Origin of the sequence: Geothrix sp. PMB-07 (genome assembly GCF_030758935.1) — a bacterium.
Classification (GTDB): Bacteria; Acidobacteriota; Holophagae; order Holophagales; family Holophagaceae; genus Geothrix.
This window is the reverse complement of sequence record NZ_CP132333.1, coordinates 2,808,545-2,832,437: the sequence shown is the minus strand read 5'-3', so window position 1 is coordinate 2,832,437 and position 23,893 is coordinate 2,808,545. Positions and strand designations below refer to the sequence as shown.

Genomic DNA, 23,893 nt, shown 5'->3' with positions numbered 1-23,893 from the left:
AGGGAGATCTCGGCCAGGGTTGGCGGGGCCCGGCTTTTCCGGATGGTTTTCGCAGACATGCAGCGGGTGAGCCCGCCAGAGACCGGGCAGTATGGACAGAACCGTCCCCCTCGCACCCGGAGCCGCCATGACCCACGCCAAGACCCAGCGCCACCTGGACAACTGGCGGGACGAGATGAACGGCGCGGCCATCTATGACGCCCTGTCCCAGGCGGAGCCCGAGCCCACCCGCAAGGACATCTTCCGCCAGCTGGCGGAGTCCGAGCGCCGCCACGCGAAGGTCTGGCTGGCCAAGCTCGAGGCTGCAGGCGTGCCCGCGCCGCGCTTTCGGCCGGAGCTGAAGACCCGCCTCATGCGCCGCCTCATCCGCTGGTTCGGACCGGGCTTCGTCATCACCACCGTGGCCGCCGCCGAGTTCGCGGATCGCAACAAGTACGCCGGACAGGCGGATGCTGCGGCCCTGTCAGGCGAGGAACGCGGGCACGCCGCCATCGTGCAGGCCATCGCCCGGGGTCCTGTGGGCGGCCCCACCATCGCCGAGGCCGAGCCCTGGCACCAGGGCGTGGCCAGCGGCAATGATCTGCGCGCGGCCGTCCTAGGGGCCAACGATGGGCTGGTGTCCAACCTCTGCCTCATCCTGGGCGTGGCCGGCGCGGGCGCCGAGCCCCGGACGGTGCTGCTCACGGGTGTGGCGGGCCTGCTGGCGGGGGCCATGTCGATGGCCCTGGGCGAGTGGCTGTCAGTGACCAACGCCCGTGAGTTGGCTGGCTCGCAGCTGGCCCGGGAGGCCCAGGAGCTGGAGGAGACGCCCGAAGCCGAGCAGCAGGAGCTGGTGCTCATCTACCGCGCCAAGGGCATGTCCCAGGAGGATGCCGAGCGCGTGGCGGGCCACCTCATGGCGGACCCGGCCACCGCCCTGGATGCCCTGGCCCGGGAGGAGCTGGGCCTCGATCCGAAGGAGCTGGGCGGCAATCCCTGGCGGGCGGCGGCGACCTCCTTCGTGCTCTTCGCCCTGGGCGCCCTCATGCCCCTGCTGCCCTTCCTGTTCTTGCAGGGGCGCGTCGCCATGGTCGGCAGCGTGCTGCTGAGCGCCCTGGCCCTGCTGCTGGTGGGCATGGTGACCTCGCTGTTCAACGGGCGGTCGGCCTCCTTCTCGGCCCTGCGGCAGCTGTTGACGGCCGGGGCCTGCGCCGCGGCGACCTTCGGGTTGGGCCGATTGTTCGGGGCCCAGCTGAGCTAGGGCAGGGCCTTGCCTGAGAGCCGGTCCAGCTCCGCCAGGGCCAGCCGCACGCCCAGGCGGGCCTGCAGGTGGTCGGCCTCGGCCTTGCGGGCGGCGGCGACGGCCTCGGCGCGCTTGGCGGGGGCGATGACCCCCGCCTTGAGCTGGTTGGCCGCCAGGCGATCCGACTCGGTGCGGAGCGCCAGGGCTTCCTGGGCCATCTCCTCCGTCAGTTTGGCCTGGCCCAGTTTGCGGAGGCCCTTCTCGACGTCGAGGGCCACCTTGTTCTCCAGGCGGCGCAGGTTCTCTTCGGCCTGGAGCACCTGGGCGGAGCGCTGGCCCACCAGCCCCCGGCGCTTGCCCCAGTCGAAGAGGGTCCAGCTGGCCTGCAGCCCGTAGGTGAAGCCGTGGTCGGCGATGAAGGGGACACCGCTCTGCTGGGTGTAGCGGGCGAAGGCGCCGATGTTGGGGATGTAGTCCAGCTGGGCGGCACGGTGCCCTGCCTGGGCCTTGGCCAGGGTCTGGCGGGCGGCCAGCAGCTCGGGGTTGCGGGCCTGGGCGGCCTGAAGGAGAGCCGACCGCTCCGGCTCGGGGCTGGAAGTCTCGGTGTCGACCAGCTCCAGCGGCGTGCCCGTGGGCAGGCCCAGGAGGTCCACCAGGTCGCCTTGGAGGTCCGCCAGCTGGTTCTCGGCGGCCAGCAGGCTCTGCCGACTCTGAAGCCAGGCGGCCTTGGCGCCGGTGACCACCACGCTGAGCACGTTCCCGGCCTGTTGGGCCTTCTCGCTGTCGCGCAGGGCCAGCTCTGAGGCCTCGACGCCCGCCTTGCCCGCCTCGCACTGTCGGCTTGCCACAAGGATGCCGTAGCAGAGCTGCCGCACGCCGAAGGCCACGGTGGCCTCGGTCTTCTTCAGCTCCGCGTCCGCGACCTGGTGATCGGAGGTGGCCACGTGATCCCCCTGCCGCACCTTGAAGAGCTGGGTCAGGGGCTGGGCCAGGGTGGCGTTGGCCAGGGTGAGGTGGTTCGAGCCCTGGTTGATCGTCATGGGCTGGGTGGGGAAGGGGCCGAGGCCGGGGATGGTGCCGAAGCTCCCCGCCGGGAAGGTCACGCCCTGCGGTTTGTCCAGCACCAGGTTAGGTGGCGTCCAGCGACAACTGCGGGAAGTAGTCGCCGGTGGCGGCGGTGACCTTGGCGCGGTTCTCCTGCACAGCGGCCCGCGCGATCTTCACGGCGGAACTCTGGGTCAGGGCCAGCTGGATGGCCTCATTCACTGTGACCTTTCGGGGGGCGGGCGGCTGGGTTTCCTGCGCCTGCAGGGGCAGGGCGAGGCAGGCCAGCAGCAGCGCCAGACCGGTGGCCTGGGAAGTGGCATTGGCGCCGCCGTGATGGCGCTGCTCCACCTTGGATTCCACCATCACGTAGAGCACCGGCACCACCAGCAGCGTGAAGAACATGGAGAAGATGAGGCCCACGGCGATGACGCTGGCCAGGGGGCTCCACATGGCCGAGCGCGACAGGATCATGGGCGTGACGCCCACGGCCGCGGCCATGGTGGTAAGGAAAATGGGGCGAAGGCGCCGCTCGCCGGCCTCCATGGCCGCCTGCTCCAGGCTGTGCCCTTCGGCCACCTTCTCCTTGATGTAGTCCACGAGGATGATGCCGTTGCGCACCACGATGCCGCAGAGGCTGATGAGGCCGATGAAGGCCGTGAGTCCGAAGGGGTTGCCCGTGAGCAGCAGCCCGGCCATGGCGCCGAAGAGGGCCAGGGGGATGGAGGACATCACCACCAGCGGATCGGAGATGGTGCGGAACTGGATGAGCAGGATGAGGAAGATGCCCACCAGGCTGATGCAGAGGGCCAGCACCATCTGGGGGAAGGTCTCGTTCTGGTTGGCGATCTCGCCGCCGTAGGCGATGCGGTAGCCCGTGGGCAGCTGCAGACCCTTGACCTTGGGATCAATGGCGCGCAGCAGCTCCGAGCCGTAGTGGCCGCGCTCGGTGAAGGCCCGCACCGTGAGGGTGCGCACGCCGTTGCGGTGGACGATGCGGCTGTTCTGCCACTCGGGCTTCAGGGTCGCCACCGCGCGCACCGGGGCGCTGGTGCGCGTCAGGGGCGAGGTGATGTAGGCGTCCTTCACATCGCCGAAGCTGTTGCGGTTCTCGGGGGCCAGGCGCAGGGTGATGGCCACGGCCCGGTCGCCCTCCCAGAAGGTGCTCACGGGCGCGCCGTCGAAGGCGCCTGCCAGGGTGCCCGACACCAGCGCATTGCTGAGCCCCAGGCGGTTCACCAGCTCCTGGTTCACGTCCACGTCCAGCAGCATGGAGTCGTTGCGGCCGTCCGTGTGGATGAAGCGGGAGAAGGAGGCCTCGCGCATGAAGCCCTGCACCTGGTCGCCCAGGCGGCGCAGCTCACCGAGCTCAGGTCCCGAGATGCGCACCTCCACCGGCGCCTCCTGCTGGGAGCCCTGCTGCAGCTCCTTCACCAGCACCATGGCCTCGGGCACCAGCTGGCCCAGGCCCTTCTGCAGATCCGCCACGAGGCCAGGCGTGGCCTTGGCGGACTTGGACTGGATGATGAACTGGCCGTAGGATTCATCGGGCTGCTGGGGGTTCACGTTGTAGTAGAAGCGCGGGGCGCTCTGGCCCACGAAGCTGGCCATGTGGGCCACGCGGCCCTCCTTGGCCAGGTGGCCCTCGATGCGCCGCATGACCTGGTCTGTGCTGGCGATGCGGGTGCCCGCGGGCATCCACACGTCAATCACGAACTGGTCGCGCTCCGCCGCGGGGAAGAACTGCTGCGGGATGACCTTCATGAGGCCCAGGCCCAGCAGGAAGGCGGCGACGCCGAGCAGGATGGCCTGCTTGTGGTGGGCCATGAAGTGGGCGATGGCGCGGTTGTAGACGGCCTGAAGGCGGCCCAGCATGTCGAAGCCGCCGGCCTTCTGGCCTTCTTCCGCATGGAGGCCCTGCTTGATGAAGGTGTGGGAGAGCAGGGGCGTGAGGAAGATGGCCACGCAGAAGGAGACCACCAGCGCCACGGCCACGGTGATGGGCAGGGCGAAGATGAACTCGCCGGAGCTGCCCGCCAGGATCAGCAGGGGCAGAAAGGACGAGATGATGGTCAGTGTGGCGGTGGTGACGGGCACCACCACCTCCGTGGCGCAGCGCCAGGCGGCCTCGGCCCGGGGCACCTGGTGGTCGAGCAGCTCAATGTAGTTGTCGGCGATGACGATGGCATCGTCCACCACGATGCCCAGCACCACGATGAGCGCCGCGATGGAGACCTGGTGCAGCTCCACGCCCAGGCCATTCATGGCGCCCAGGGTGGCCAGCATGGTGATGGGGATGGCCAGGGCCGCGATGAGCGCCACGCGGATGGGCAGCAGCAGGATGGTCACCAGGATCACTGAGCCGATGGCCAGCAGGAACTCGTGGGTGAGCCCGGAGATGCGCTCCTCCACCACCTGGGGCTGGTTGGCGATGAAGTCCATCTTGAGGTCCGGCGGCAGGGTGCGCTCCATGCGCTGGAAGACGGCGGAGAGCTTCTCGCCCATCTGGACGATGTTCTTGCCCTTCTGCATCTCCACGGCCAGCAGCACGCATGGGTCGCCGTCGTAGCGCACCAGGAAGGTGGGATCCGAGTACAAGCGTTCCACCTGGGCGAAGTCCTGGATGTAGACCGGCTGGCCCGTGCGGGAGAGGCCCACCATCACCTTGCGGACCTCCTCCTCAGCGGTGAAGGCGCCGGTGGTGCGCATGGGCACCTTGGAGGCGCCCACTTCCAGGTTGCCGGAGCGCAGGATGATGTTGCGCTGCTGCAGGGCCTGGATGGTGTCCATGGGGTTGGCGAAGTACTGGGAGAGGCGGTCCAGGCTGGCGGAGATGCGGATCTGTTCGTTCTGCCCGCCGTACGTGGCCAGCTTGCCCACCTCGCGCACCTGCCGCACCTCGTCCTTGATGCGGTCCACGTAATCGGTGAGTTCCCGGTAGCCGTAGCGCTGGCCCCGGATGGCGATGAGCAGGGCCACGGTGTCGCCGAAGTCGGAGTTGATGATGGGCCCCATCACTTCGCGGGGCAGCTCGGTGGCCTTGGCCAGATCCAGGTTCTGGCGCAGCTTGGCCCAGAAGACATCGGCCTGCTTGACGCTGTCCTCCAGCTCCATGTTGATGATGCAGAGGCCGGGGCGGCTGGTGGAGAAGGTCTTGTCCTTGCGGATCTCCGGATAGCGGAAGAGGTGGGCCTCCAGCGTCTTGGTGACCTGCTGCTCCACCTGCTCCGACGTGGCGCCCGGGTAGGCGGCGAAGACCAGGCCCGTGCGGATGGTGATGCTGGGATCCTCCATGCGCGGCATGTTGCGGAAGGCGTGGATGCCCAGCGCCACGGCCATGGCGATGAGGATGATCGTGACGGCCGGATGGCGCAGGGCCGCCTTGATGGGCGTGGTCATGGGCCTACCTCCGGCCGGCAGCAGCAGGCGTGGTGGCTGGTTCCACGGCGGCGCCCTCCCACAGGCGCTCCTGGCCCGCGGTCACCAGCCAGTCACTCTTGGCCAGACCGGACTTGACGGTCACCTCGGTGCCGGAGGTGGCCCCCAGCTCCACGCGCCGGGCGAAGACACGCTTCTTGTCGGGGAAGTACTGGTAGACCTGGGTGACGCCGCGGGTGTCGCGGACCACGGCCTCCACGGGAATGGTGACCACTTCGCGGGCCTTGTCCCCCAGGATGCTCACCTCAGCCACCATGCCCAGGCGCAGCACGTGCTCGGGGTTCGGCACGCCCACGCGCACCAGGTAGGTGCGGGTGCCGGGATCGGCGGAGACGCCCACCACCTTCGTCACGCCTTCAAAGGAGCGGCCGGGCAGGGTGGGAATGCGGACGAGCGCCTTTTGTCCCACGCGCACCTGGGGGATGTCGGCCTCCGGCACCCCCACGGAGACCTCGAGGCGATCCAGGGCGCCCAGCTCGAAGACGGGCTGGCCCGCGCCGGCCATGGCTCCGGGTTCGATGAGCCGGCGGGAGATGTAGCCGTCCACAGGCGCCACCAGGGTGGTCTCGGTCAGGTTCTTGCGGGCGGCGGCCTGCGCGGCCTGGGCCTGGCGCAGCTGCTCCTGCGTGGCCTCGCGGCCCGCCTTGAACTTCTGGTAGTCGTTGGGCGCCAGGCTGCTGGATTCGTAGAGCTGCTGCATGCGGTGCCACTCATCGTCGGCCCGGTCCGCGGCCACCTGGGCCGCCGCCGCCTGGGCCGCCGCGGCATCGGCCGCGGCCTTGAGCGAGATGGAATCCAGCACGGCCAGGACCGCGCCCTTGCGCACGAAATCGCCTTCCCGGTGGGCCACACTGAGCACCCGGCCGGGCACCAGGAAGGAAACCATCACCAGGCCGTTCTCGGGCAGCAGGGAACCGCTCACATTCACACTGTCGGGTTGGTTCGTCACCGCCGGTTGCCGCACCTGGACGGGGACTGGCGCCGGTGCGGTGGAGTCGGTTTTTCCGCACCCGGACAGGAATATCAGGGTGATGGGGAGCAAAACGCCGATGGCTTTCATGGGCACTCCTTCGCAGGTGCGCTGCGCTTACGCATGGTTCGGGCGTGGCGGATGCGGGATGCGTCTGATTGAGGATTGTCAGGCCCTGACCGTCATCGCCGGTCCACAAAGAAAGAACAAAACCTTGGACATGGGATGGATCTTTATAGCCACTTCGACCCGGCTGGTTCAAAAGTTAAACCGTGCCGTGAGAATTTGTAGGAACGCTCCTCGGCCTTGGTTCCGGGTTGCCTGAGGCCACACCGGGGTGGCGCAGGAAAGGATTCTATGAAAACACCGCGAGCCCACGCCAAGGGCGGGGCTCGCGGGTTCTCGAAAGGTCGGATGACAGCGTCTGAGGGTTATTTCCCCTTGAGGAAGGGATGCTCGAAACTCAGGTAGAGGAAGATGGCCTTCTCGCCGCGGCTGGCCCCCACGCCGATGGGAACGGCGATGCCTGGCACGATCTGGAGGCCGCTGGGGAAGTTGTAGGCCCAGCGGATGCCGGGGCTGAGGTAGGTGGCCGTCTGCAGTTCCGTGCGACCCGGGCCCACCACCGCCTGGTTGCGCGTGTGGACATACTCCAGCATCACGTTGAAGCGTGGGTTCGCCAGCCAGATGAAGCTCTGGCCGAAGGCGAGATCCTGGGTGGTGGCCTTCTCTCCATCCGTATTCTTGGCGTTGGGCGTGCGGGTGGCACCGATGTTCCAGTGGGAAACCAGGGAGTCCGTCAGCACCCAGCTCACGGGAAGCATGACCTGAACGCCCGTGGCACCCCGCCCGTACCCCTTCTTTTCGTCGCCGGTGGGCAGCAGCACCGAGAGACGCGGCGCGACAGCCACCTTCGCATCGCCGTCACCCAGCAGCTGGTAACGGTAGTTGAGGGCCACATCACCGAAGGCCTGCTTGCCATCCAGGGAGGCGCCTAGGCGCTGCCAGGGCAGGGTGTAGCTCAGCTGATGGGTGATGCCGCCGATGGGCCATTCCTGGGTGAAGGTGTAGAGCCAGTCCTTGGTTTCCTGGTAGCGCGTGAAGGTGCTGATGTGCTGCACCACACCTGCTTCCTGGTTGTAGGCCTCCTCCACGAGGAAGGAGTTGTCCTGGATGGGGCCCTCCTTCTTTTCCGCGGTCTTTTCCTGGGCGGCGAGGGTCATGGCCAGGAGGAAGGCGGGCAGCAGGCGGGCGAGGGGAGAGGGGGGTGGGTTCGTCATGAATATGATATTGAGTCTCATTTGATCTCCATTCAAGATGTCAGGGTAAACAAGTGATCTTGATCACTGGGTCATGAAATGCTGGCGACGAAGACCCGCACAATCGCTTATCGTGCCTGGAGATTTCCGCTTGATTCTGACAAAGGCGACCCCGTGCGTGAAAAGGGGGAGTCGATACTTAGTGATACGATGTTCCGTCATACCCCCTAGTAAGGAGACACCATGAAGTCGCGTTCTCTCGTCCTTTCCCTTCTGGCCTTGTCCCTGGTCGGCGCTTCCCTTCGAGCTGAGGAAGGGATGTGGACCTTCGACAATCTGCCGACGAAGAAGATCTCCGAAAAATATGGCTGGGCGCCTGATCAGGCCTGGCTGGACCACGTCCGCCTGTCCGCCCTGCGCTTCCCCGGCGGCTCCGGCTCCTTCGTGAGCAAGGATGGCCTGGTGCTCACCAACCACCATGTGGGCCGCGGCTGGATCCAGCGCGTCAGCAGCAAGGAGGCCGACTACGTGAAGAACGGCTTCTCCGCCGCCACCCGCGAGCAGGAGATCAAGGTGCCGGGCCTCGAGGTGATGACCCTCATGGCCATGGACAACATCACGGAGCGCCTGGCCAAGGCCGTCAAGGCCAACCTGCCTGAGAAGGAAGCCCTGAAGGCCCGTGAGGCGGAGATCGAGAAGATCAAAAAGGAGATGCAGGAGAAGAGCGGCCTCACCTGCGAACACGTGACCCTCTACCAGGGTGGCGAGAACTGGATCTACAGCTACAAGAAGCACACCGATGTGCGTTTGGTCTTCGCGCCCGAGCAGCAGATCGCCTTCTTCGGCGGCGACCCCGACAACTTCACCTTCCCCCGCCACAACCTGGATTTCTCCATCTTCCGCGTCTACGAGAACGGCCAGCCCTACCAGCCCAAGGATTTCCTGCACTGGACCCAGACGGGCGTGAAGGCCGGTGATCTGACCTTCGTGACCGGCCACCCCGGTCGCACCAGCCGCCAGGACACCCTGGCCCAGATGATCTACTCCCGTGACTTCGCCATCCCCATGCGCCTGAAGGCCATGGAGCGCCGCAAAGATGCCCTCGTGGCCTATGCGAAGACCTCGCCCGAGGGCGCTCGCCAGGTCAACACGCAGATCTTCGGCATCGAGAACAGCATCAAGGCCACCACTGGCTACTGGTCGGGCCTGAAGGACAAGGAGGCCATGGCCCGCATCGCGGAGGCCGAGAAGGATCTCCGCGCCAAGGTGGCCAAGGATCCCAAGCTGACCGCCTCTGCGGGGCAGAGCTGGACCAAGATCGAACAGGCCACTGCGGTGGCGAAGGGCATGGCCAAGGAGAGCCTCAATGTCGGCACCGCTGGCTCCACCCTGCTGGGCTACGGTCTGGCCCTGGTGCGCATCGCCGATGAGGAAACCAAGCCCAGCGAGAAGCGCCTGCCCGAGTTCAGCGATGCCAACCTGAAGTCCGCCAAGGCCCGCATCGGCATCCCCAGCCCCTACTACCAGGAGCAGGAAGTCTTCCTGTTCACCCGCGGGCTTGAAGAAGCCGCCAAGGAACTGGGCCCGCAGCACCGTTTCGTGAAGGCGATGCTGGGTGGCAAGACGCCCGCCGAGGTGGCCAAGGCCGCCGTGGAAGGTTCCAAGCTGGCTGATCCCGAAGCCCGCAAGGCCCTGCTGGCTGGCGGCAAGAAGGCCATCGCCGAGAGCACGGATCCCATGATTCTCCTCGCCAAGAAGCTGGATCCCATCAGCCGCGAACTGCGCAAGAAGCAGGAAGACCTGGTGGCCAGCGTCATCACCGAGCACGGCACCCGCATCGCCAAGGCCCGTTTCGCCGTCTACGGCAAGAACACCTATCCGGATGCCACCTTCACCCTGCGCCTCTCCTACGGCCCCGTGGCCGAGTACAAGGGCAACGGCACCCTCATCCAGCCCTTCACCACGTTCGGCGGCCTCTTCGACCGCTACGACGCCTGGGGCGGCAATGAGGCCAAGGTCCACGGCGGCGCCTGGACCCTGCCCCAGCGCTGGCTGGACAAGCGCGCCGACCTGAATCCCTCCCTGCCCTTCAACTTCGTCCACAAGGTCGACATCATCGGCGGCAACTCCGGCTCGCCCGTGGTCGACAAGAAGGGCGAACTGGTGGGCCTCATCTTCGATGGCAACATCGAGAGCCTGCCCGGCAACTACTTCTACGACGAGGCCGTGAACCGCGGCGTCTCCGTGGATGCCCGCGCCATTGTGCACGCCCTCGACAAGGTCTATGGCGCCACCGCCCTGGCCGCCGAGCTGACGGGCAAGTAGTTCAAAGCATTTTCATCCACAGATTCCGCAGATTCACACAGATTCAATGCCCTTATTCAATCTGTGTCATCGGTGGAATCTGTGGATCAATCTTTTCCTCCTGGAGTTCCCATGCGCCTCACCGCCCTGGCCCTTCTGCTCGCCCTGCCTGCGCTTCGCGCCGACGAGGGCATGTGGACCTTTGACAACCTGCCCACCAAGAAGATCCAGGCCCAGTACGGCTGGGCGCCCGATCAGGCCTGGCTGGATCACGTGCGGCTGTCGGCGGTGCGCTTCCCCGGCGGCTCCGGCTCCTTCGTCAGCAAGGATGGGCTGGTACTCACCAACCATCATGTGGGCCATGGCTGGACGCAGTCCGTCTCCGACGCCAAGCACGACTACGTGAAGAATGGGTTCGTGGCCATGAACCGCGAGCAGGAGATCAAGGTGCCGGGCCTGGCCCTCTTCACCCTGCTGGAGATGGAGAACGTCACCGAGCAGGTTGAAAAGGCCGTGCCCGCTGGCGCCGACGAGCAGGCGGCGGCCAAGGCCAAGGCCGCGGCCCTGGCGGCCCTGGTGAAAGAGCAGAGCGCCAAGACGGGCCTGGACTGCCAGCCGGTCTCCCTCTATCAGGGTGGCCAGGTCTGGATCTACCGCTACAAGAAGCACACCGATGTGCGGCTGGTCATGTCCCCCGAGTACGGCGTGGCCGCCTTCGGCAAGGATTGGGACAACTTCAGCTGGCCCCGCCACGATCTGGATTTCAGCCTCTTCCGTGTCTACGAGAACGGCAAGCCCTACGCCCCTGCGCACCACCTCACCTGGACTGCCAAGGGCATCGCGTTTGGGGATCTCACGTTCACCGTGGGGCATCCCGGCCGCACCTCTCGGTTGGAGACCCTGGCCCAGATGGAGGCCAAGCGGGATGTGACCAATCCCATGACCATCCGCTCGCTGGATCGGGGCCGTGCGGCGCTTCACGCTTATGCGGCCAAGGGCGAGGAACAGGCGCGCCAAGTCTCGGCCCAGATCATGGGCATTGAGAATGGCTACAAGGTCGTCGTGGGCGAGACCGATGGCCTGAAGGACAAGGAAGCCATGGCCAAGGTTGCCGCCGCCGAGGCCGAACTGCGCGCCAAGGTGGCCGCGGATCCCAAGCTGAAGGCCCTGGCAGGCGACAGCTGGACGAGGATCGAAGAGGCCGTGGCCCAGCAGAAAGCCCTGGCCCGGGAGACCTTCCTGGCAGGCGCCTTCCGCGACGAGGTGATGGGCACCGCCATCGCCCTCACCCGGTACGCCACCGAGATGCAGAAACCCGCCGACCAGCGTCTGCCCCAGTATCGAGATGAGAAGGGCATTGCGGCCATGAAGCAGCGCCTGAAGGGGGATGAGCCCCCACAGGCGGAGCAGGAACAGCTGGCCCTGCAGGGCACCCTGGCCTCCGCGCAGCAGGAACTGCCCGCGGATCACCCCGTGGTGCAGGTCCTCCTGGGTGGCAAGACGCCCGAGGCCGCGGCCAAGGCCCTGGTGGCTGGCACCAAGCTGTTGGATCCGGCCACGCGGGCCGCCCTCATCGACGGCGATCCCAAGGCCATCCTGGAGAGCGCCGATCCCGCCTTGACCCTGGCCCGGCAGCTGGCGCCCCGGTTGGAGGCGACGCAGAAGAAGCAGCAGGCCCTGCAAGCGGTGATCTCCGAGCACCTCACGAAGATCGCCAAGGCCCGCTTCGCCGTCTATGGCACCACCACCTATCCCGACGCCACCTTCACCCTGCGCCTGTCCTACGGCGCGGTTGCCACCTATCCCAGTGCCGGCACCCTGGCCCAGCCCTTCACCACCTTCGCGGGCCTGTACGACCGCGCGGCGGCCTGGGGGCCCAAGGCTGAGGAGGGATCCTGGGAACTGCCCCCGCGCTGGATTGAGCGCCGCGACAAGCTGAATCTGTTCACGCCCTACAACTTCATTTCGTCCAACGACATCATCGGCGGCAACTCCGGCAGCCCCGTGGTGGATAAGCGCGGTGAGCTGGTGGGCCTGGCCTTCGACGGCAACATCGAAAGCAATGCGGGCCGCTATTACTTCGATTCCCGCGTGAACCGCTGCCTCTCCGTCGATGCCCGCGCCATCGTCGAGGCCCTCGCCAAGGTCTACGACGCCAAGCACCTGGTGGCCGAGCTGACCGGCAAGTAGCAAAGACCTTTATCCACAGATTTCGCAGATTCACACAGATTCATGCCTCTTTGAAATCTGTGAAATCCGTGGAATCTGTGGACCGATTTTTCTTGGGAGCCTTCATGCGCCTCACTGCCCTCGCCCTTCTGCTCGCTCTGCCCGCGCTCCGCGCCGATGAGGGCATGTGGACCTTCGACAACATCCCCGTGCAGAAGATCAAGGCGAATTACGGCGTGAGCCTTGAGGCAGCCTGGCTGAAGAACCTGCAGCTGGCCACGGTGCGTTTCCCTGGCGGCACGGGCGCGTTCGTGAGCAAGGATGGGTTGGTGGTGACGAATCACCATGTGGGCCGGGGCGCCATCGCCCAGGTGTCCAGCGCCAAGGCGGATTTCGTGCGCGATGGCTTCACCGCCGCCACCCGCGCCGACGAGATCAAGGTGCCGGGCCTGGAACTGATGATGCTCGTCTCCATGGAGAACGTGACGGCGCAAGTGAACGGGGCCGTGAAGTCGGGCACCGCCGAGAAGGATGCCCTCACGGCCCGGCGCAACGCCCTGGCCGACCTCCGCAAGCAGGAGGAGGCACGCACCGGCCTCACCTGCGAGCCGGTCACGCTGTACCAAGGCGGCGAGTACTGGCTCTACCGCTACAAGAAGTTCACGGACGTTCGCCTCGCCGCGGCGCCCGAGCTGCAGGTGGCCGCCTTCGGCGGTGATCCCGACAACTACACCTACCCGCGCCACAACCTGGATTTCTCGCTCTTCCGCGTCTACGAGAACAACCAGCCCTACCGGCCCGAGGCCATCCTGCCCTTCGCGCCCAAGGGCGTGGCCATGGGCGAGCTGACCTTCATTTCCGGCCATCCCGGCACCACGTTTCGCCAGCAGACCCACGCCCAGATGGTCTACGCCCGCGACATCGGGATTCCCTTCCAGCTGAAATCCCTGAACCGGCAGAAGGCCGCGCTCCAGGCCCTTTCGGCCACGTCTCCCGAAGCCCGCCGCGTGGCCGCCGAGGTGATCTACGGCATCGAGAACGGCTACAAGCGCCTCAGCGGCCAGCTGCTGGGCCTGGCCAAGCCCGAGAACCTCAAGAAGGTGGCCGAGGCCGAGGCCTCCCTCAAGGCCGCCGTGGCCAAGGATCCCGCCCTCATGGCCCGCATCGGCGGCAGCTGGGATCGTGTCTCCCTGGCGGTGGAGCGGCAGAAGGCTCTCCTGAAGGAATCTGCCTTCACGGGCACCGGCCGCGTCACCCTGCTGGGCCACGCGCTCACCCTGGTGCGTCTCGCAGAAGAGGAGGCCAAGCCCACCGCCCAGCGGCTCACGGAATTCAGCGAGGGCAACCTCAAGGCCACCAAGGCCCGGTTGGTGTCCCCCCGCCCGGTCCAGAAAGCCGTGGATACCGCGCTGCTGGCGGCCAGCCTGCAGGAAGCCAAGGATGAGCTGGGCGCGAACCATCCTTTCGTCGTGGCCATGCTGGGCGGCCAGAGCCCCGAGGCCGTGGCCAAGGCCGCGGTGGACGGCAGCCGCCTCGAGGATGCGACCGTGCGCAAGCAACTGGCCGAGGGCGGCAAGGCCGCCCTGGAAGCCAGCACCGATCCCATGATCCAGCTGGCGAAGAAACTGGATCCCTTCAACCGCGCCATCCGCAAGCAGGTGGAGGACGAGGTCACCAGCGTGTTCACCGAGCATGGGGGCCGCATCGCGGAAGCGCGCTTCAAGGCCTTCGGGAAGGCGCTCTACCCCGACGCCACCTTCACCCTGCGCCTGGGCTATGGTCCCGTCGCCACCTACCACAACGGCACCGGCACCCTGGCCCAGCCCTTCACGACCTACATGGGCATGTACGACCGGCACCTGGGCTGGGGCGGCAATGCCGCGGCTGCGGAGGAAGGCGCCTGGACGCTGCCTCAGCGCTGGCTGGACCGGCAGGCCAAGCTCGACCTCACAACGCCCTTCAATTTCATCTACGCCTGCGACACCGTGGGGGGCAACAGCGGCAGCCCCGTGGTGAACGTGAAGGGTGAATTCGTGGGCATCAACTTCGACAGCGTCTACGAAGGGCAGGGCGGCTACTACGTCTACGACGCCGACACCAAGCGGGCCGTGGCCACCGATGCGCGCGCGATCCTCGAAGCCCTGCGCAAGATCATGGACGCGGACCATCTTGCGGATGAAATCGCAGGGAAATAACGTGGATCTCTATTTCTCCTGCTCCCTCACCGGGGGCCGCCAGGATCAGCCGGCCTACGCGGCTCTGGTGGCCCACCTCAAGGCGCTCGGCCACCGGGTGTTGACGGAGCATCTCGCGTCTCCGGCCATCGAGGGCCAGGAGGGGAAGGTTTCGCCCAAGGAGATCTACGAACGCGACATGGCCTGGCTGTGGACCTGCGAGGCCCTCATCGCCGAAGTGTCCACGCCCTCCCACGGCGTGGGCTTCGAGATTGCCTCAGCCCTGGGCCGGGGGCGACCCATCCTCTGTCTGGCCCGGGCGGGTGTCCGGGTCAGCAAGATGCTTACGGGCATTCAGCATCCCGGATTCGTGTTCCGAACCTACGGGACCATGGAGGAAGCCTGCGGGCAGATGGAGGCCTTCCTCACCGAGGCCGGGCGCATGACCTGGTAGCGCCTCGTACTGTTCCGCCAGCAACCGTCAAGGATCCATCGCGGAGGCACTGCGCCTGCGAAGGCTTCCGGCCTGGCCGGAAGTGGCCTTTGGCCTGCCTATGGGGAGGAACAAAGAGGCCTCCGTGCCGTCTCTGTGGGCTCTGTGGCTCCGTGGTGGATCTCTAGGATGTGTTTTCAAAGTCGGAGCCAGGTAAGGACACAGGCAATGGCGACCATGGCGCTGTAGTTGCGCATGGTTTTGTCGTAACGGGTAGCGAGGCTTCGGTATTGTTTGAGCTTCGCGAACAGGTTCTCGACGGCGTGGCGGGCCTTGTAGAAATGCTTATCGAAGGCGGCTGGATCCTTCCTGCATGGATGAGGTGGAACAACTGCCTCTGCTCCAATAGACGCGATCTGATCCCGGCAGGACTTTCCGTCGTAGGCACGATCACCGAGAACAGCCCCGGCCTCCCGGCCCATTAATAGGCTTCCGAGTTGCTTGCTCTCGTGCGACTGGCCTGGTGTCAGCACGAAATCGACGGGGTTGCCGTGGGCATCCCCGATCAGGTGGACTTTGGTCGAGAAACCGCCGCGCGAGCGGCCAAGCCCTTGGATGTAGGTCCCCCTTTTGCACCAGCCGCATGCTGATGGGCGCGGATAACGGTTCCGTCGACCATGACCCATTCGCAATCCGCTTCACCTCGAAGGGCTTCGAGGACCCGCTGCCAGACTCCGCTCCGATTCCACCGATTGAAGCGCGTGAAGACCGTGTTCCAAGGTCCGAAGGATTCAGGCAAATCTCTCCAGGGCGCTCCCGTTCTGTGCTTCCAGAGGATCGCTTCAACGATGGGGCGATTGTCCAGGCGAGGGCGCCCCATTCCACCCTGCTCGCTCGGCAGCAGAGGCTCTAGCCTGGCCCACATTCGTTCAGTCAGAAAAGTTCTCGCCACGCTCTACCTCAACGTCATACCCATGAGGTACCGCAGTTAGGCAATTTGTACAACCCCTTACGTCCATTTGCCTTTCTTGACTTTGAAAACAGGCCCTAGCGCTGACGGCGAGCTGGTATTAAATTCCGCGGATCAGTTCCCGCAAGCCTCCCCAGACGATCTGCACGCCGATGGCCAGCAGCACGAACGCCGAGATCTGGGTGATGGTGGCTTCGCCGGTGGCTCCGAGTTTGCGGATCACCTTGGTGCCGTAGCGGTAGAAGAGGAACACGGTGAGCGCGGCCAGGCCGATGCCGCAGGTGGTGCCCAGGAAACTCATGAGCGTCTGGGGATGCCAGATGGGACCGCGGGGCACCAGGCTGAGGGTGACGGCCATGGCGCCGGGGCCCGCCGTCACGGGCATGGTGAGGGGGAAGAAGGCCTGGTCCAGCAGGTAGGTCTGCAACTCGGCCTTGTCGGATTCGCTCAGTTTGGGATCGCGGTTCAGCATGTGCCAGGCGCTGTGGAAGAGCAGCAGTCCCCCGGCGATGGCGATGACGGGAATGGAGATGCCCAAGAGCTTGAGCATCCAGCCACCCACCACCAGGAGGGTGGTGAGGAATACCCAGGTGTAGAAGCCGATGAGGGCTGCCAGGTGATTGCGCTGGGATTCCTTTACACCGCCCGTGAGCTGCAGGAAGACCGGCGCCATGGCCGGCGGGTTCAGGATGGGAAACAGCGCCAGGAACGCAAACAACATGGTGTTCAGGAAAAAGGTCAAGTCAGACTCCGAGCTCACACGCTGAGATGATCCTACCCATTCCTGACCTATGAGGACCATATGGCGCGATACTAGGCCTTTCCGATCCAGGAGGGGGCCGTGCCGGATACCGGAACCACTCGCCGCGACTTGTTCAAGTTGGGCGCCGCCACAGCCGCGGGCCTGATTGCCACGAGGCTGGGCGCCACCTCCGCGGAGGATCCACCAGCGGCCAAGCGTCTGCCCGAGGGCCCCTTCAACCCCGCCACCGCCGCCGCCATGCCCACCCGCAACCTGGGCCGCACCGGGCACCTGGTGGGCCTCTTCAGCCTCGGCGGGCAGGCGGCCATCGAAAAGTCCGACAACGAAAAGGTGGCCATTCCTCTCATCGAACGGGCCCTGGATCTGGGCGTGAACTACCTGGACACCTCCGCCCGCTACGGCGGCGAGGCCCGCTGGAGTGAGCATTACTTCGGCCAGGTGATGAAGCGCCGGCGCAAGGAGGCCTTTCGCCACCAAGACCCACGACCGCACGGCGGACGGTTCCCTGCGGCTGCTGGAGACTTCCCTGAAGCTGCTGCAGACGGATCACGTGGACCTCTGGCAGCTCCATGCCATGAGCACCATGGATGACGTCGAGTGCGTCTGCGCCAAGGGCGGCGCCCTGGAAGCCTTCCAGAAGGCCCGGGATCAAAAGCTGGTCCGCTTCCTGGGCCTCAGCGGCCACACGGATCCCGACATTCTGGCCGAGGCCATCCGCCGCTTCCCCTTCGATACGGTGCTCATGGCCGAAGGGCTGCTGACAAAACCCGACGACGCCGCGATGAAGCCAGGCAGGATGCACCGCAAGGAAGGGCCCGCAGGGCAACGTGACTCGTTGTTCAAGGGGCCTGACGCCGCGGAGCGCCTGCCTGGCTTCATCCCTTCGGGCGAGGGGCGGCGGGCGTCGCGATGCCGCGTCACGCTCGTCGCGCGTAGTACCTGCTACGCTTCGACTCGCGTTCCTCGCCTCGCTCGCCCGGCGACCCTCGCGCGGCTCCGTGGGGTTTTGTCAGCAGCCCTCACGCCGCCGACACCTGGCACCTGCCCTTCAAGAAGACGCTGCTGCCCCTGGCCGTCGAGAAGGAGATGGGCATCATCGGCATGAAGATCCCCGCCCGGGGCCGCATCCTCGAGGGCGTCCAGCCCCCGCCGCCGGAGCAGCAGCGCGGCACCGCCAAGCATGATCGCCCCGGCACCCTCACCATGCGGGAGGCCATGCGCTACACCCTCAGCCATCCCGTGAGCACGGTCATCATCGGCGTGGACACCGTCGCCCAACTGGAGGAGAACGTGGCCATCGCCCGTTCCTTCCTGCCGGCCAGCCCCGCGCAGTTGGAAGCTTTGGAGCAGAAGGTGAAGCCCGTCTATGGGCAGGCCTCCTGGTACAAGCGGGATGCTCCGGCCAATCCGCCGAAGTGAGGGCTGAAGGCCGCTAGACTGGAGGCCAACCCCGAGGCATCCATGCGTGTGGCATTCCTGGTTCTCGCGAGCCTTCTGACCCTGTCGCCCCTCGGGGCCGATACCTATCCCCGCCAGCCCGGCATCGACCTCCAGCACTACGTGTTCCGCCTCGAGCTGAGTGCTGATGCCGACAGCATCCTGGGGCAGACCACCGCCGTGGCGGGGCTGCGCCAGGATGGGGTGTCGGAGCTGATCCTCGACCTGGCCTCTGCCAAGGACGGTAAGGGCATGACCGTCTCGGCCGTGACCGTGGAGGGCAAGCCCGTGACCTTCCGCCATGAGAGCGACCGCCTCCATGTCCCCCTGGGCCCAGATCGGAAGGCCGGGGAGGTGCTCTCCGTGGAGGTCCGCTACAGCGGCCGTCCTGCGGCGGGGCTGAAGTTCCTCACCAACAAGCACGGGGAGCGCTGCGTCTTCAGCGAGAGCTGGCCGAACCAGGCCCACCAGTGGCTGCCCGTGGTGGATCATCCGTCGGACAAGGCCACCGCCGAGATGATCGTCACTGCCCCCGCCCAGCACCAGGTGGTGTCCAACGGCCTGCTGGTGGAGACCACGGATCTGCCTGGCGCCAAGCGGCGCACCCACTGGAAGCAGGACCAGCCCCTGCCGGTCTGGCTGTACACCCTGGGCCTTGGATCCTTCGCGGTCCACCACGCGGCGCCCATCGGATCGCTGGCCCTCGAAAGCTGGGTGTTCCCCCAGGAGCGCGACAGCGCCTGGCAGGCCCTGGAGGAACCGGCGCGGCAGGTGGTGGGCTTCTACAGCGCCCGCATTGCCCCCTTTCCCTACGACAAGCTGGCCAATGTGGAGGCCGCGGGCATCCACGGCGGCATGGAATCCGCCACGGCCATTTCCTATGGTGAGTCCTCCTTTCGCGGCATGCCTCTCACCTTCCTGGTGGCCCATGAGGTGGCCCATCAGTGGTTCGGCGACGCCGTCACCGAGGCCGACTGGGATGATGTCTGGCTGAGCGAAGGCTTCGCCACCTACCTCGCCAATTGCTTCCAGGAGCACGCGCAGGGGCGGGAAGCCTTTGTCGCCTCGCTGAAACGGGAACGGAAGGATGTCATCGCGGCGGAAGTGAGGATGCCGGATACGCCCATCATCCACCGCAACCTGGCCGACATGGAGAAGGTGCTGAACCCCTTCGTCTACGAGAAGGCAGGATGGGTGCTGCACATGCTGCGCAGCCAGGTGGGGGACGATGCCTTCTGGAAGGGCCTGCGGATCTACTTCCTGCGCCACCGGCACGGCAACGCCACCACCCAGGATTTCCGCCATGCCATGGAGGAGGCCAGCGGCCGGAACCTGGAGGCCTTCTTCCGGCAGTGGCTGACCCGCCCTGGCGTGCCGAAGTTGGCAGGCCGCTGGACCTACGACTCGGTGGCCAAACAGGTGATCCTGGACCTGCAGCAGACGCAGGCGTCAGAGGCCTTCCAGTTCCCGCTGGGGCTGGATCTGGGGGGACAGAAGGAAACCGTGGAGCTGTCCCAGAAACAGCACCGGTTCACGTTCCCCGCCGAGGCTGCGCCCTCCTTCATCGAGCTGGACCCCCGCACCGTGGCGCTGGTGGATGCGCCCAGCCGGTTGGAGCGGAGCGCACCCTAGAACCAGCGCTTGACCAAGGGGAGGCCTCGGCGCATCTTGGGTCAAAACCCCAGGATCTCCCATGAATCTGTCTGATCCCATCAGCGAACACTTCGTGTGGTTCGATTACCTCCATTCGGATAGCGCCGCCAAGCTGGGCGTGGATCTCTCCAATCCACCGGCGGACATCCTCGAGAACATCCGCAAGGTGAACGCCAAGGAGGAGGAGGCCCGGGCCATCCTCAACGTGGGCCTCAGCAATTCCTGCTGCTGGCGCCCCCTGGAGGTCAACCGCGCGCTGAAATCCAGCGACACGTCCGCCCACGTGCTGGCCTTGGGCGTGGACATGCTGCCTCACGGCATGAGCGTGGAGGAGGCTTTCAACAAGCTGGCCGACCATCCCACTTTCATGGCCACGGTGGATCAGCTGATCATCGAGCGCGGCTGCGTCCACATGGGCTTGGCTGTGCCCGCCCACAACAACACCCCCCGCTGCGAGCTGCGCGGCGAGACCTATGATCCTGATGGCACCCGCCACTACCCGCTGCTGCGGGTGTGGAAGGCCAAGAGCTAAAATCCGCCGGTTTTCGTTGGTCCATCGGGAAGCGCCAGGTCCGCGTAGACCTCGGGCCGACGGTCACGCAGGGCGGGAAACCGTTCGCGCCAGGCCCGCAGTTTCAGGAGGTCGAGGTCGCCGACCACCAGGCCTTCGCTGGCATCGCCAGCCGCGATGATCTCGCCAAACCCATCGTGGATGGCAGAACAGCCGGGGTATTCCAGATGGGGATCGCGGCCCACGCGGTTCACGCCGCACACGGCCATCTGGTTCTCGATGGCCCGGGCCGCCAGCAGGGTGGACCACGCCGAGATGCGCCGCTGGGGCCAATTGGCGGGGATGAAGACGACTTCCGCGCCCCGGCCCGCCAGACTGCGGAAGGGCTCGGGGAAGCGCAGGTCATAGCAGATCTGCAGACCGCAGGGGATGCCGTCGATCTTGAAAAGCGGGCACTCGGTGCCGCCGCTGTAGTGGCGGTTCTCCTCGCCGTAGGAGAAGGGGTGGATCTTGCGGTAGGTCGCGATCAGCGTACCATCGGGGCCGGTGACGAAGGCTGCATTGCGCGGATGGGGCGCGTTGGCCTCCACGGCGGTGCCGATGAGGTAGAGGTTGAATTCCCGCGACAGCGCCGACAGGGCGTCGCTGGTCTGCCCCGGAAGGCTTTCTGCGAAGGGTTCCGGCGCCATGGTGAAGCCCAGCGTGAAGAGTTCTGGGAACACCGCCACCCGGGCCCCAGCCTTGGCGGCTGCCTGCACGAAGACGCGGGCCCGCGCCAGGTTCGCCTCCGGGTCCTGCCAGACGGTGTCTTGTTGGATCAGGGCGATGCGAAGGGAGGATGCGGCCATGGGTTGATCCTACCGCCCGGAGGCGCCGGGGGGGAGCCCAGCCGGATCAATCGCAGCCGTTGGTTGTGTGGTTGAATGTCAGCAGTTCTTTTCCCCACACAGTTCCCAGCAGAGAGGCCTACCGGGATGGCGCGGATTCCATGGGCGGATCCAGCCTTCCCGAGGCTTTGCGCAGGCATTTCCCATTCACTTCCGGAAGGCGTTCCATCATGTCGAGGAAGCGGCCCATCTTGCGGCTCCGGGCCAGGATCACCCTCCTGGTGGCCACGGTGCTGGCCCTGGTGCTGGTGACCACGGGCTTCATGGTGAACTGGAAGATCGAGCGGCAAACCCGGGAATCCCTCACTGAAAGGTTGGTGCTGCTGTCCCGGGCCGCGGCGGAATCCGATGCGGTGATCAAGGGGCTCAGCGGCCAGTGGCCTGCGGCCAAATTGCAGGCCTACGCCAAACGCCTGCGTCTGGATGCAAAGGTGGACTACATCACCGTCATGGACATGAACGGGATCCGGCTCACCCATCCCACCCCGGCCCAGGTCGGCGCCCGCTTTGCGGGAGGCGACGAGGCGGAGGTGTTCAAGGGGCGCTCCTACGTGTCCGCCGCACGGGGAACCCTGGGGCTTTCGCTGAGGGCCTTCACGCCGGTAGTGGATCCCGAAAACGGTCGCCAGATCGGCGCGGTGGCCGTGGGGCTTCTGGTGACGGAACTGGACCGCACCGTTCTCAGCCTGCGGAAGCGGGTGGCCCTGGGCGTCTTCATCGGCTTCTGCGCGGGCATCGCGGGGGCGATGATCGTGGCCGGTCGCATCAAACAGATCCTGCTGGGCATGGAGCCCGCGGAGATCGCCACTTTGCTGCAGCAGCGCAGCGCCCTGCTCCAGTCCGTGCGGGAAGGCGTGGTGGCGGTGGACCGTGACATGACCATCACCCTGGTCAACGAGGAGGCGACGCGGCTTTTCGCGCTGGCGGGCATTCACGGGGATCTGGTCGGCCGCCGGCACGAGGAGGCGATCCCGGTGAAGGGCATGCGCACGGTGGTGGAAACCGGCGAGCCTCAGTACGACCAGGAAGGCGACATCAATGGACTGAAGATCCTCAGCAACCGGGTGCCGGTGCTGGTGGATGGGCGCATCGCCGGGGCCGTGGCCACCTTCCGCGACAAGACCGAAGTGAGCCGCCTGGCCGAGCAGCTCACGGGAGTGCGCCATTTCGCAGATGCCCTGAGGGCCCAGACCCACGAGTTCATGAACAAGCTGCACGTGATCCTGGGCCTGGTGAAGCTCGGCGAACAGGAGCGGCTGAAAGCCTACGTGGCGGGCATTGCCGGCCGCCTGGATGATGAGGTGGGCTACGTGCTGCAGCGGGTCAAGGATCCGGTGGTGGCAGGGTTCCTCCTGGCGCGTTTCGCGGCAGCCCGGGAGCAGGCCATTCTGCTGACCCTGGATGACGCCACCTCCGTGCCCCGTTGCCCGGGCGAATCGGAAGCCCACGACATCGTGACCATCGTGGGGAACCTGCTGGAGAACGCCGTGGAGGCCCTGCAGGGGGCGCCCCGGCGGGAGATCGTGCTGGGCCTGTGGCAGGAAGAGGACTGGCTCCGCCTGCGGGTGGAGGACAGCGGGCCGGGCCTGCCTGAAGGGAGTGCCGAGCGGCTGTTCGAGCGGGGTTTCTCCACCAAGGGCGATAACCGTGGTTTCGGCTTGTGGCATGCGGCCCGCACCGTGGAGGCCCGAGGAGGTCGCCTGGTGGCGCATGCCCGCGAAGGCGGAGGCGCGGTCTTCGAGGCCTCGATCCGTTTGTTCCCCGGGGAGGCGTTTCCGTGATCCGTGTGCTGCTGGTGGAAGACGATCCCATGGTGGCGGAGCTGAACCGCATTTATGTGGACCGCGTGGGCGGCTTCCAGGTGGTGGCTTCGGTTCGCACCGCGGCAGAGGGACTGGCGCTTCTCCGGGAGCAGCCCGTGGAGCTGCTGCTGCTGGACATCTTCATGGCCGGGCAGACGGGGCTGGACCTGATGGCCGACATCCGCAGCCTGGGCCTGGATGTGGACGTGATCTTCGTGACCGCCGCCCGGGATGCTCGGACCATCGGCAAGGCCCTCAAGCTCGGCGCGGTGGACTACCTGATCAAGCCCTTCGAGTTCGAGCGGTTGCAGCAGGCCCTGGAGGGCTACCGCGAGACCCTGCGCCTGGTGCGAACGGAGCAGGCCCTCAGCCAGAGCGAGCTGGACGCGGCCCTCAGCCGGCGCCCCCGGGACACCGCAGGCGAGGTGGATCTGCCCAAGGGGCTGGATCGGGCCACGCTCACGCGGGTCTGCCAATCCATCCTCGACCTGCCCGGGGATTCGCCCTGGTTCACCTCTGAGGAGCAGGCGGGGCTTGTCGGCATCAGCCGTGTCTCCGTGCGGAAATACCTGGAGTACCTCTGCGGTCTGAAGGTCCTGAAGATGGAGCCCGGTTACGGCGGCATGGGACGCCCGGTGCATCGGTACCGCCTGCTGAAGGCCCGGATGGAAGCGTTGCGCCGCTTCCTTTAGTTCCAAAAGCCCGAATCAACTTCCGAAATCCGCAGAAGACCTGCCGGTGGCGCAGCATGGGTTAACCACCCGGAGGTCATGTGAATTTTCCCACTGCTGCCGCAGTTCCTTTGGCTGCCTTTCCGGCTGGCCCCTGAACCTGTGCCGCACGCGCCGGTTCACGCC

Annotated in this window: 19 protein-coding genes; 12 read left to right on the top strand and 7 right to left on the bottom strand. The window is 66.3% G+C overall.

What is annotated here, in order from left to right:
• The first annotated feature begins 127 nt into the window (after window positions 1-127).
• Entirely contained in the window at window positions 128-1,240 is a 1,113-nt protein-coding gene (locus Q9293_RS12475) for a VIT1/CCC1 family protein (RefSeq protein ID WP_306246956.1), read from the top strand.
• Here Q9293_RS12475 and Q9293_RS12470 read toward each other — a convergent pair.
• The 4 genes from Q9293_RS12470 to Q9293_RS12455 form a co-directional block, all read right to left on the bottom strand.
• Window positions 1,237-2,346 (bottom strand): TolC family protein, encoded by a 1,110-nt coding sequence (locus Q9293_RS12470; protein WP_306246954.1) that lies wholly within the window; start codon window positions 2,344-2,346, stop codon window positions 1,237-1,239. The two genes, Q9293_RS12475 and Q9293_RS12470, sit on opposite strands and share 4 nt — an antisense overlap.
• Window positions 2,347-2,350: 4 nt before the next feature.
• Entirely contained in the window at window positions 2,351-5,665 is a 3,315-nt protein-coding gene (locus Q9293_RS12465) for an efflux RND transporter permease subunit (RefSeq protein ID WP_306246952.1), read from the bottom strand.
• Between the two features lie 4 nt (window positions 5,666-5,669).
• On the bottom strand, window positions 5,670-6,764 hold the full coding sequence (locus tag Q9293_RS12460; protein WP_306246950.1) for an efflux RND transporter periplasmic adaptor subunit: 1,095 nt from the start codon (window positions 6,762-6,764) through the stop codon (window positions 5,670-5,672).
• 341 nt (window positions 6,765-7,105) lie between these two features.
• The gene (locus Q9293_RS12455; protein WP_306246947.1) at window positions 7,106-7,975 is read right to left on the bottom strand and encodes a transporter; all 870 of its coding nucleotides are present in this window, start codon (window positions 7,973-7,975) and stop codon (window positions 7,106-7,108) included.
• A 201-nt stretch (window positions 7,976-8,176) separates the two neighbouring features.
• On the opposite strand from Q9293_RS12455, the gene Q9293_RS12450 reads away from it, so the two are divergent.
• From Q9293_RS12450 to Q9293_RS12435, 4 genes are all read left to right on the top strand, one after another.
• On the top strand, window positions 8,177-10,258 hold the full coding sequence (locus tag Q9293_RS12450) for a S46 family peptidase (protein WP_306246946.1): 2,082 nt from the start codon (window positions 8,177-8,179) through the stop codon (window positions 10,256-10,258).
• Window positions 10,259-10,369: 111 nt separating this feature from the next.
• Window positions 10,370-12,427, top strand: a complete 2,058-nt coding sequence (locus Q9293_RS12445; RefSeq protein ID WP_306246944.1) for a S46 family peptidase — start codon at window positions 10,370-10,372, stop codon at window positions 12,425-12,427.
• Between the two features lie 104 nt (window positions 12,428-12,531).
• Window positions 12,532-14,601 (top strand): S46 family peptidase, encoded by a 2,070-nt coding sequence (locus Q9293_RS12440; protein WP_306246942.1) that lies wholly within the window; start codon window positions 12,532-12,534, stop codon window positions 14,599-14,601.
• 1 nt (window position 14,602) lies between these two features.
• Entirely contained in the window at window positions 14,603-15,034 is a 432-nt protein-coding gene (locus tag Q9293_RS12435) for a nucleoside 2-deoxyribosyltransferase (protein ID WP_306246940.1), read from the top strand.
• 176 nt (window positions 15,035-15,210) lie between these two features.
• Here Q9293_RS12435 and Q9293_RS12430 read toward each other — a convergent pair.
• Window positions 15,211-15,965 (bottom strand): IS5 family transposase gene (locus Q9293_RS12430; RefSeq protein ID WP_372342157.1). Its coding sequence is split into 2 segments (ribosomal slippage): window positions 15,211-15,629 and window positions 15,629-15,965, totalling 756 coding nucleotides; the frame shifts between segments, so codons are not numbered across the junction.
• 118 nt (window positions 15,966-16,083) lie between these two features.
• The gene (locus Q9293_RS12425; RefSeq protein ID WP_306246938.1) at window positions 16,084-16,725 is read right to left on the bottom strand and encodes a MarC family protein; all 642 of its coding nucleotides are present in this window, start codon (window positions 16,723-16,725) and stop codon (window positions 16,084-16,086) included.
• Window positions 16,726-16,824: 99 nt separating this feature from the next.
• Between Q9293_RS12425 and Q9293_RS12420 the strand changes: the two genes are divergently transcribed.
• The 5 genes from Q9293_RS12420 to Q9293_RS12400 all read left to right on the top strand — a co-directional run bounded on the left by Q9293_RS12420 (window position 16,825) and on the right by Q9293_RS12400 (window position 20,368).
• Window positions 16,825-17,337, top strand: coding sequence for an aldo/keto reductase (locus Q9293_RS12420; RefSeq protein WP_306246936.1), 513 nt, complete (start codon window positions 16,825-16,827; stop codon window positions 17,335-17,337).
• Complete coding sequence (locus Q9293_RS12415) at window positions 17,297-17,851, top strand: hypothetical protein (protein WP_306246934.1); 555 nt, start codon at window positions 17,297-17,299, stop codon at window positions 17,849-17,851. The genes Q9293_RS12420 and Q9293_RS12415 overlap by 41 nt, the downstream gene beginning before the upstream one ends.
• A complete protein-coding gene (locus Q9293_RS12410) occupies window positions 17,833-18,165 on the top strand; it encodes a hypothetical protein (RefSeq protein ID WP_306246931.1) in 333 nt (110 codons plus the stop codon). Before Q9293_RS12415 ends, Q9293_RS12410 begins: the two co-directional genes overlap by 19 nt.
• A 42-nt stretch (window positions 18,166-18,207) precedes the next feature.
• Complete coding sequence (locus Q9293_RS12405) at window positions 18,208-19,815, top strand: M1 family metallopeptidase (protein ID WP_306246929.1); 1,608 nt, start codon at window positions 18,208-18,210, stop codon at window positions 19,813-19,815.
• A gap of 61 nt (window positions 19,816-19,876) precedes the next feature.
• On the top strand, window positions 19,877-20,368 hold the full coding sequence (locus Q9293_RS12400) for a hypothetical protein (RefSeq protein WP_306246927.1): 492 nt from the start codon (window positions 19,877-19,879) through the stop codon (window positions 20,366-20,368).
• Here Q9293_RS12400 and Q9293_RS12395 read toward each other — a convergent pair.
• A complete protein-coding gene (locus Q9293_RS12395; protein ID WP_306246925.1) occupies window positions 20,365-21,195 on the bottom strand; it encodes a nitrilase-related carbon-nitrogen hydrolase in 831 nt (276 codons plus the stop codon). The genes Q9293_RS12400 and Q9293_RS12395 overlap by 4 nt on opposite strands.
• Before the next feature lie 209 nt (window positions 21,196-21,404).
• On the opposite strand from Q9293_RS12395, the gene dcuS reads away from it, so the two are divergent.
• Together dcuS and Q9293_RS12385 are read left to right on the top strand one after the other, a co-directional pair.
• Window positions 21,405-23,015: a DcuS/MalK family sensor histidine kinase gene (gene dcuS / locus Q9293_RS12390; RefSeq protein ID WP_306246923.1), complete on the top strand. Its 1,611-nt coding sequence runs from the start codon at window positions 21,405-21,407 to the stop codon at window positions 23,013-23,015.
• Entirely contained in the window at window positions 23,012-23,728 is a 717-nt protein-coding gene (locus Q9293_RS12385; protein WP_306246921.1) for a response regulator, read from the top strand. The genes dcuS and Q9293_RS12385 overlap by 4 nt, the downstream gene beginning before the upstream one ends.
• Window positions 23,729-23,893 lie beyond the last annotated feature (165 nt).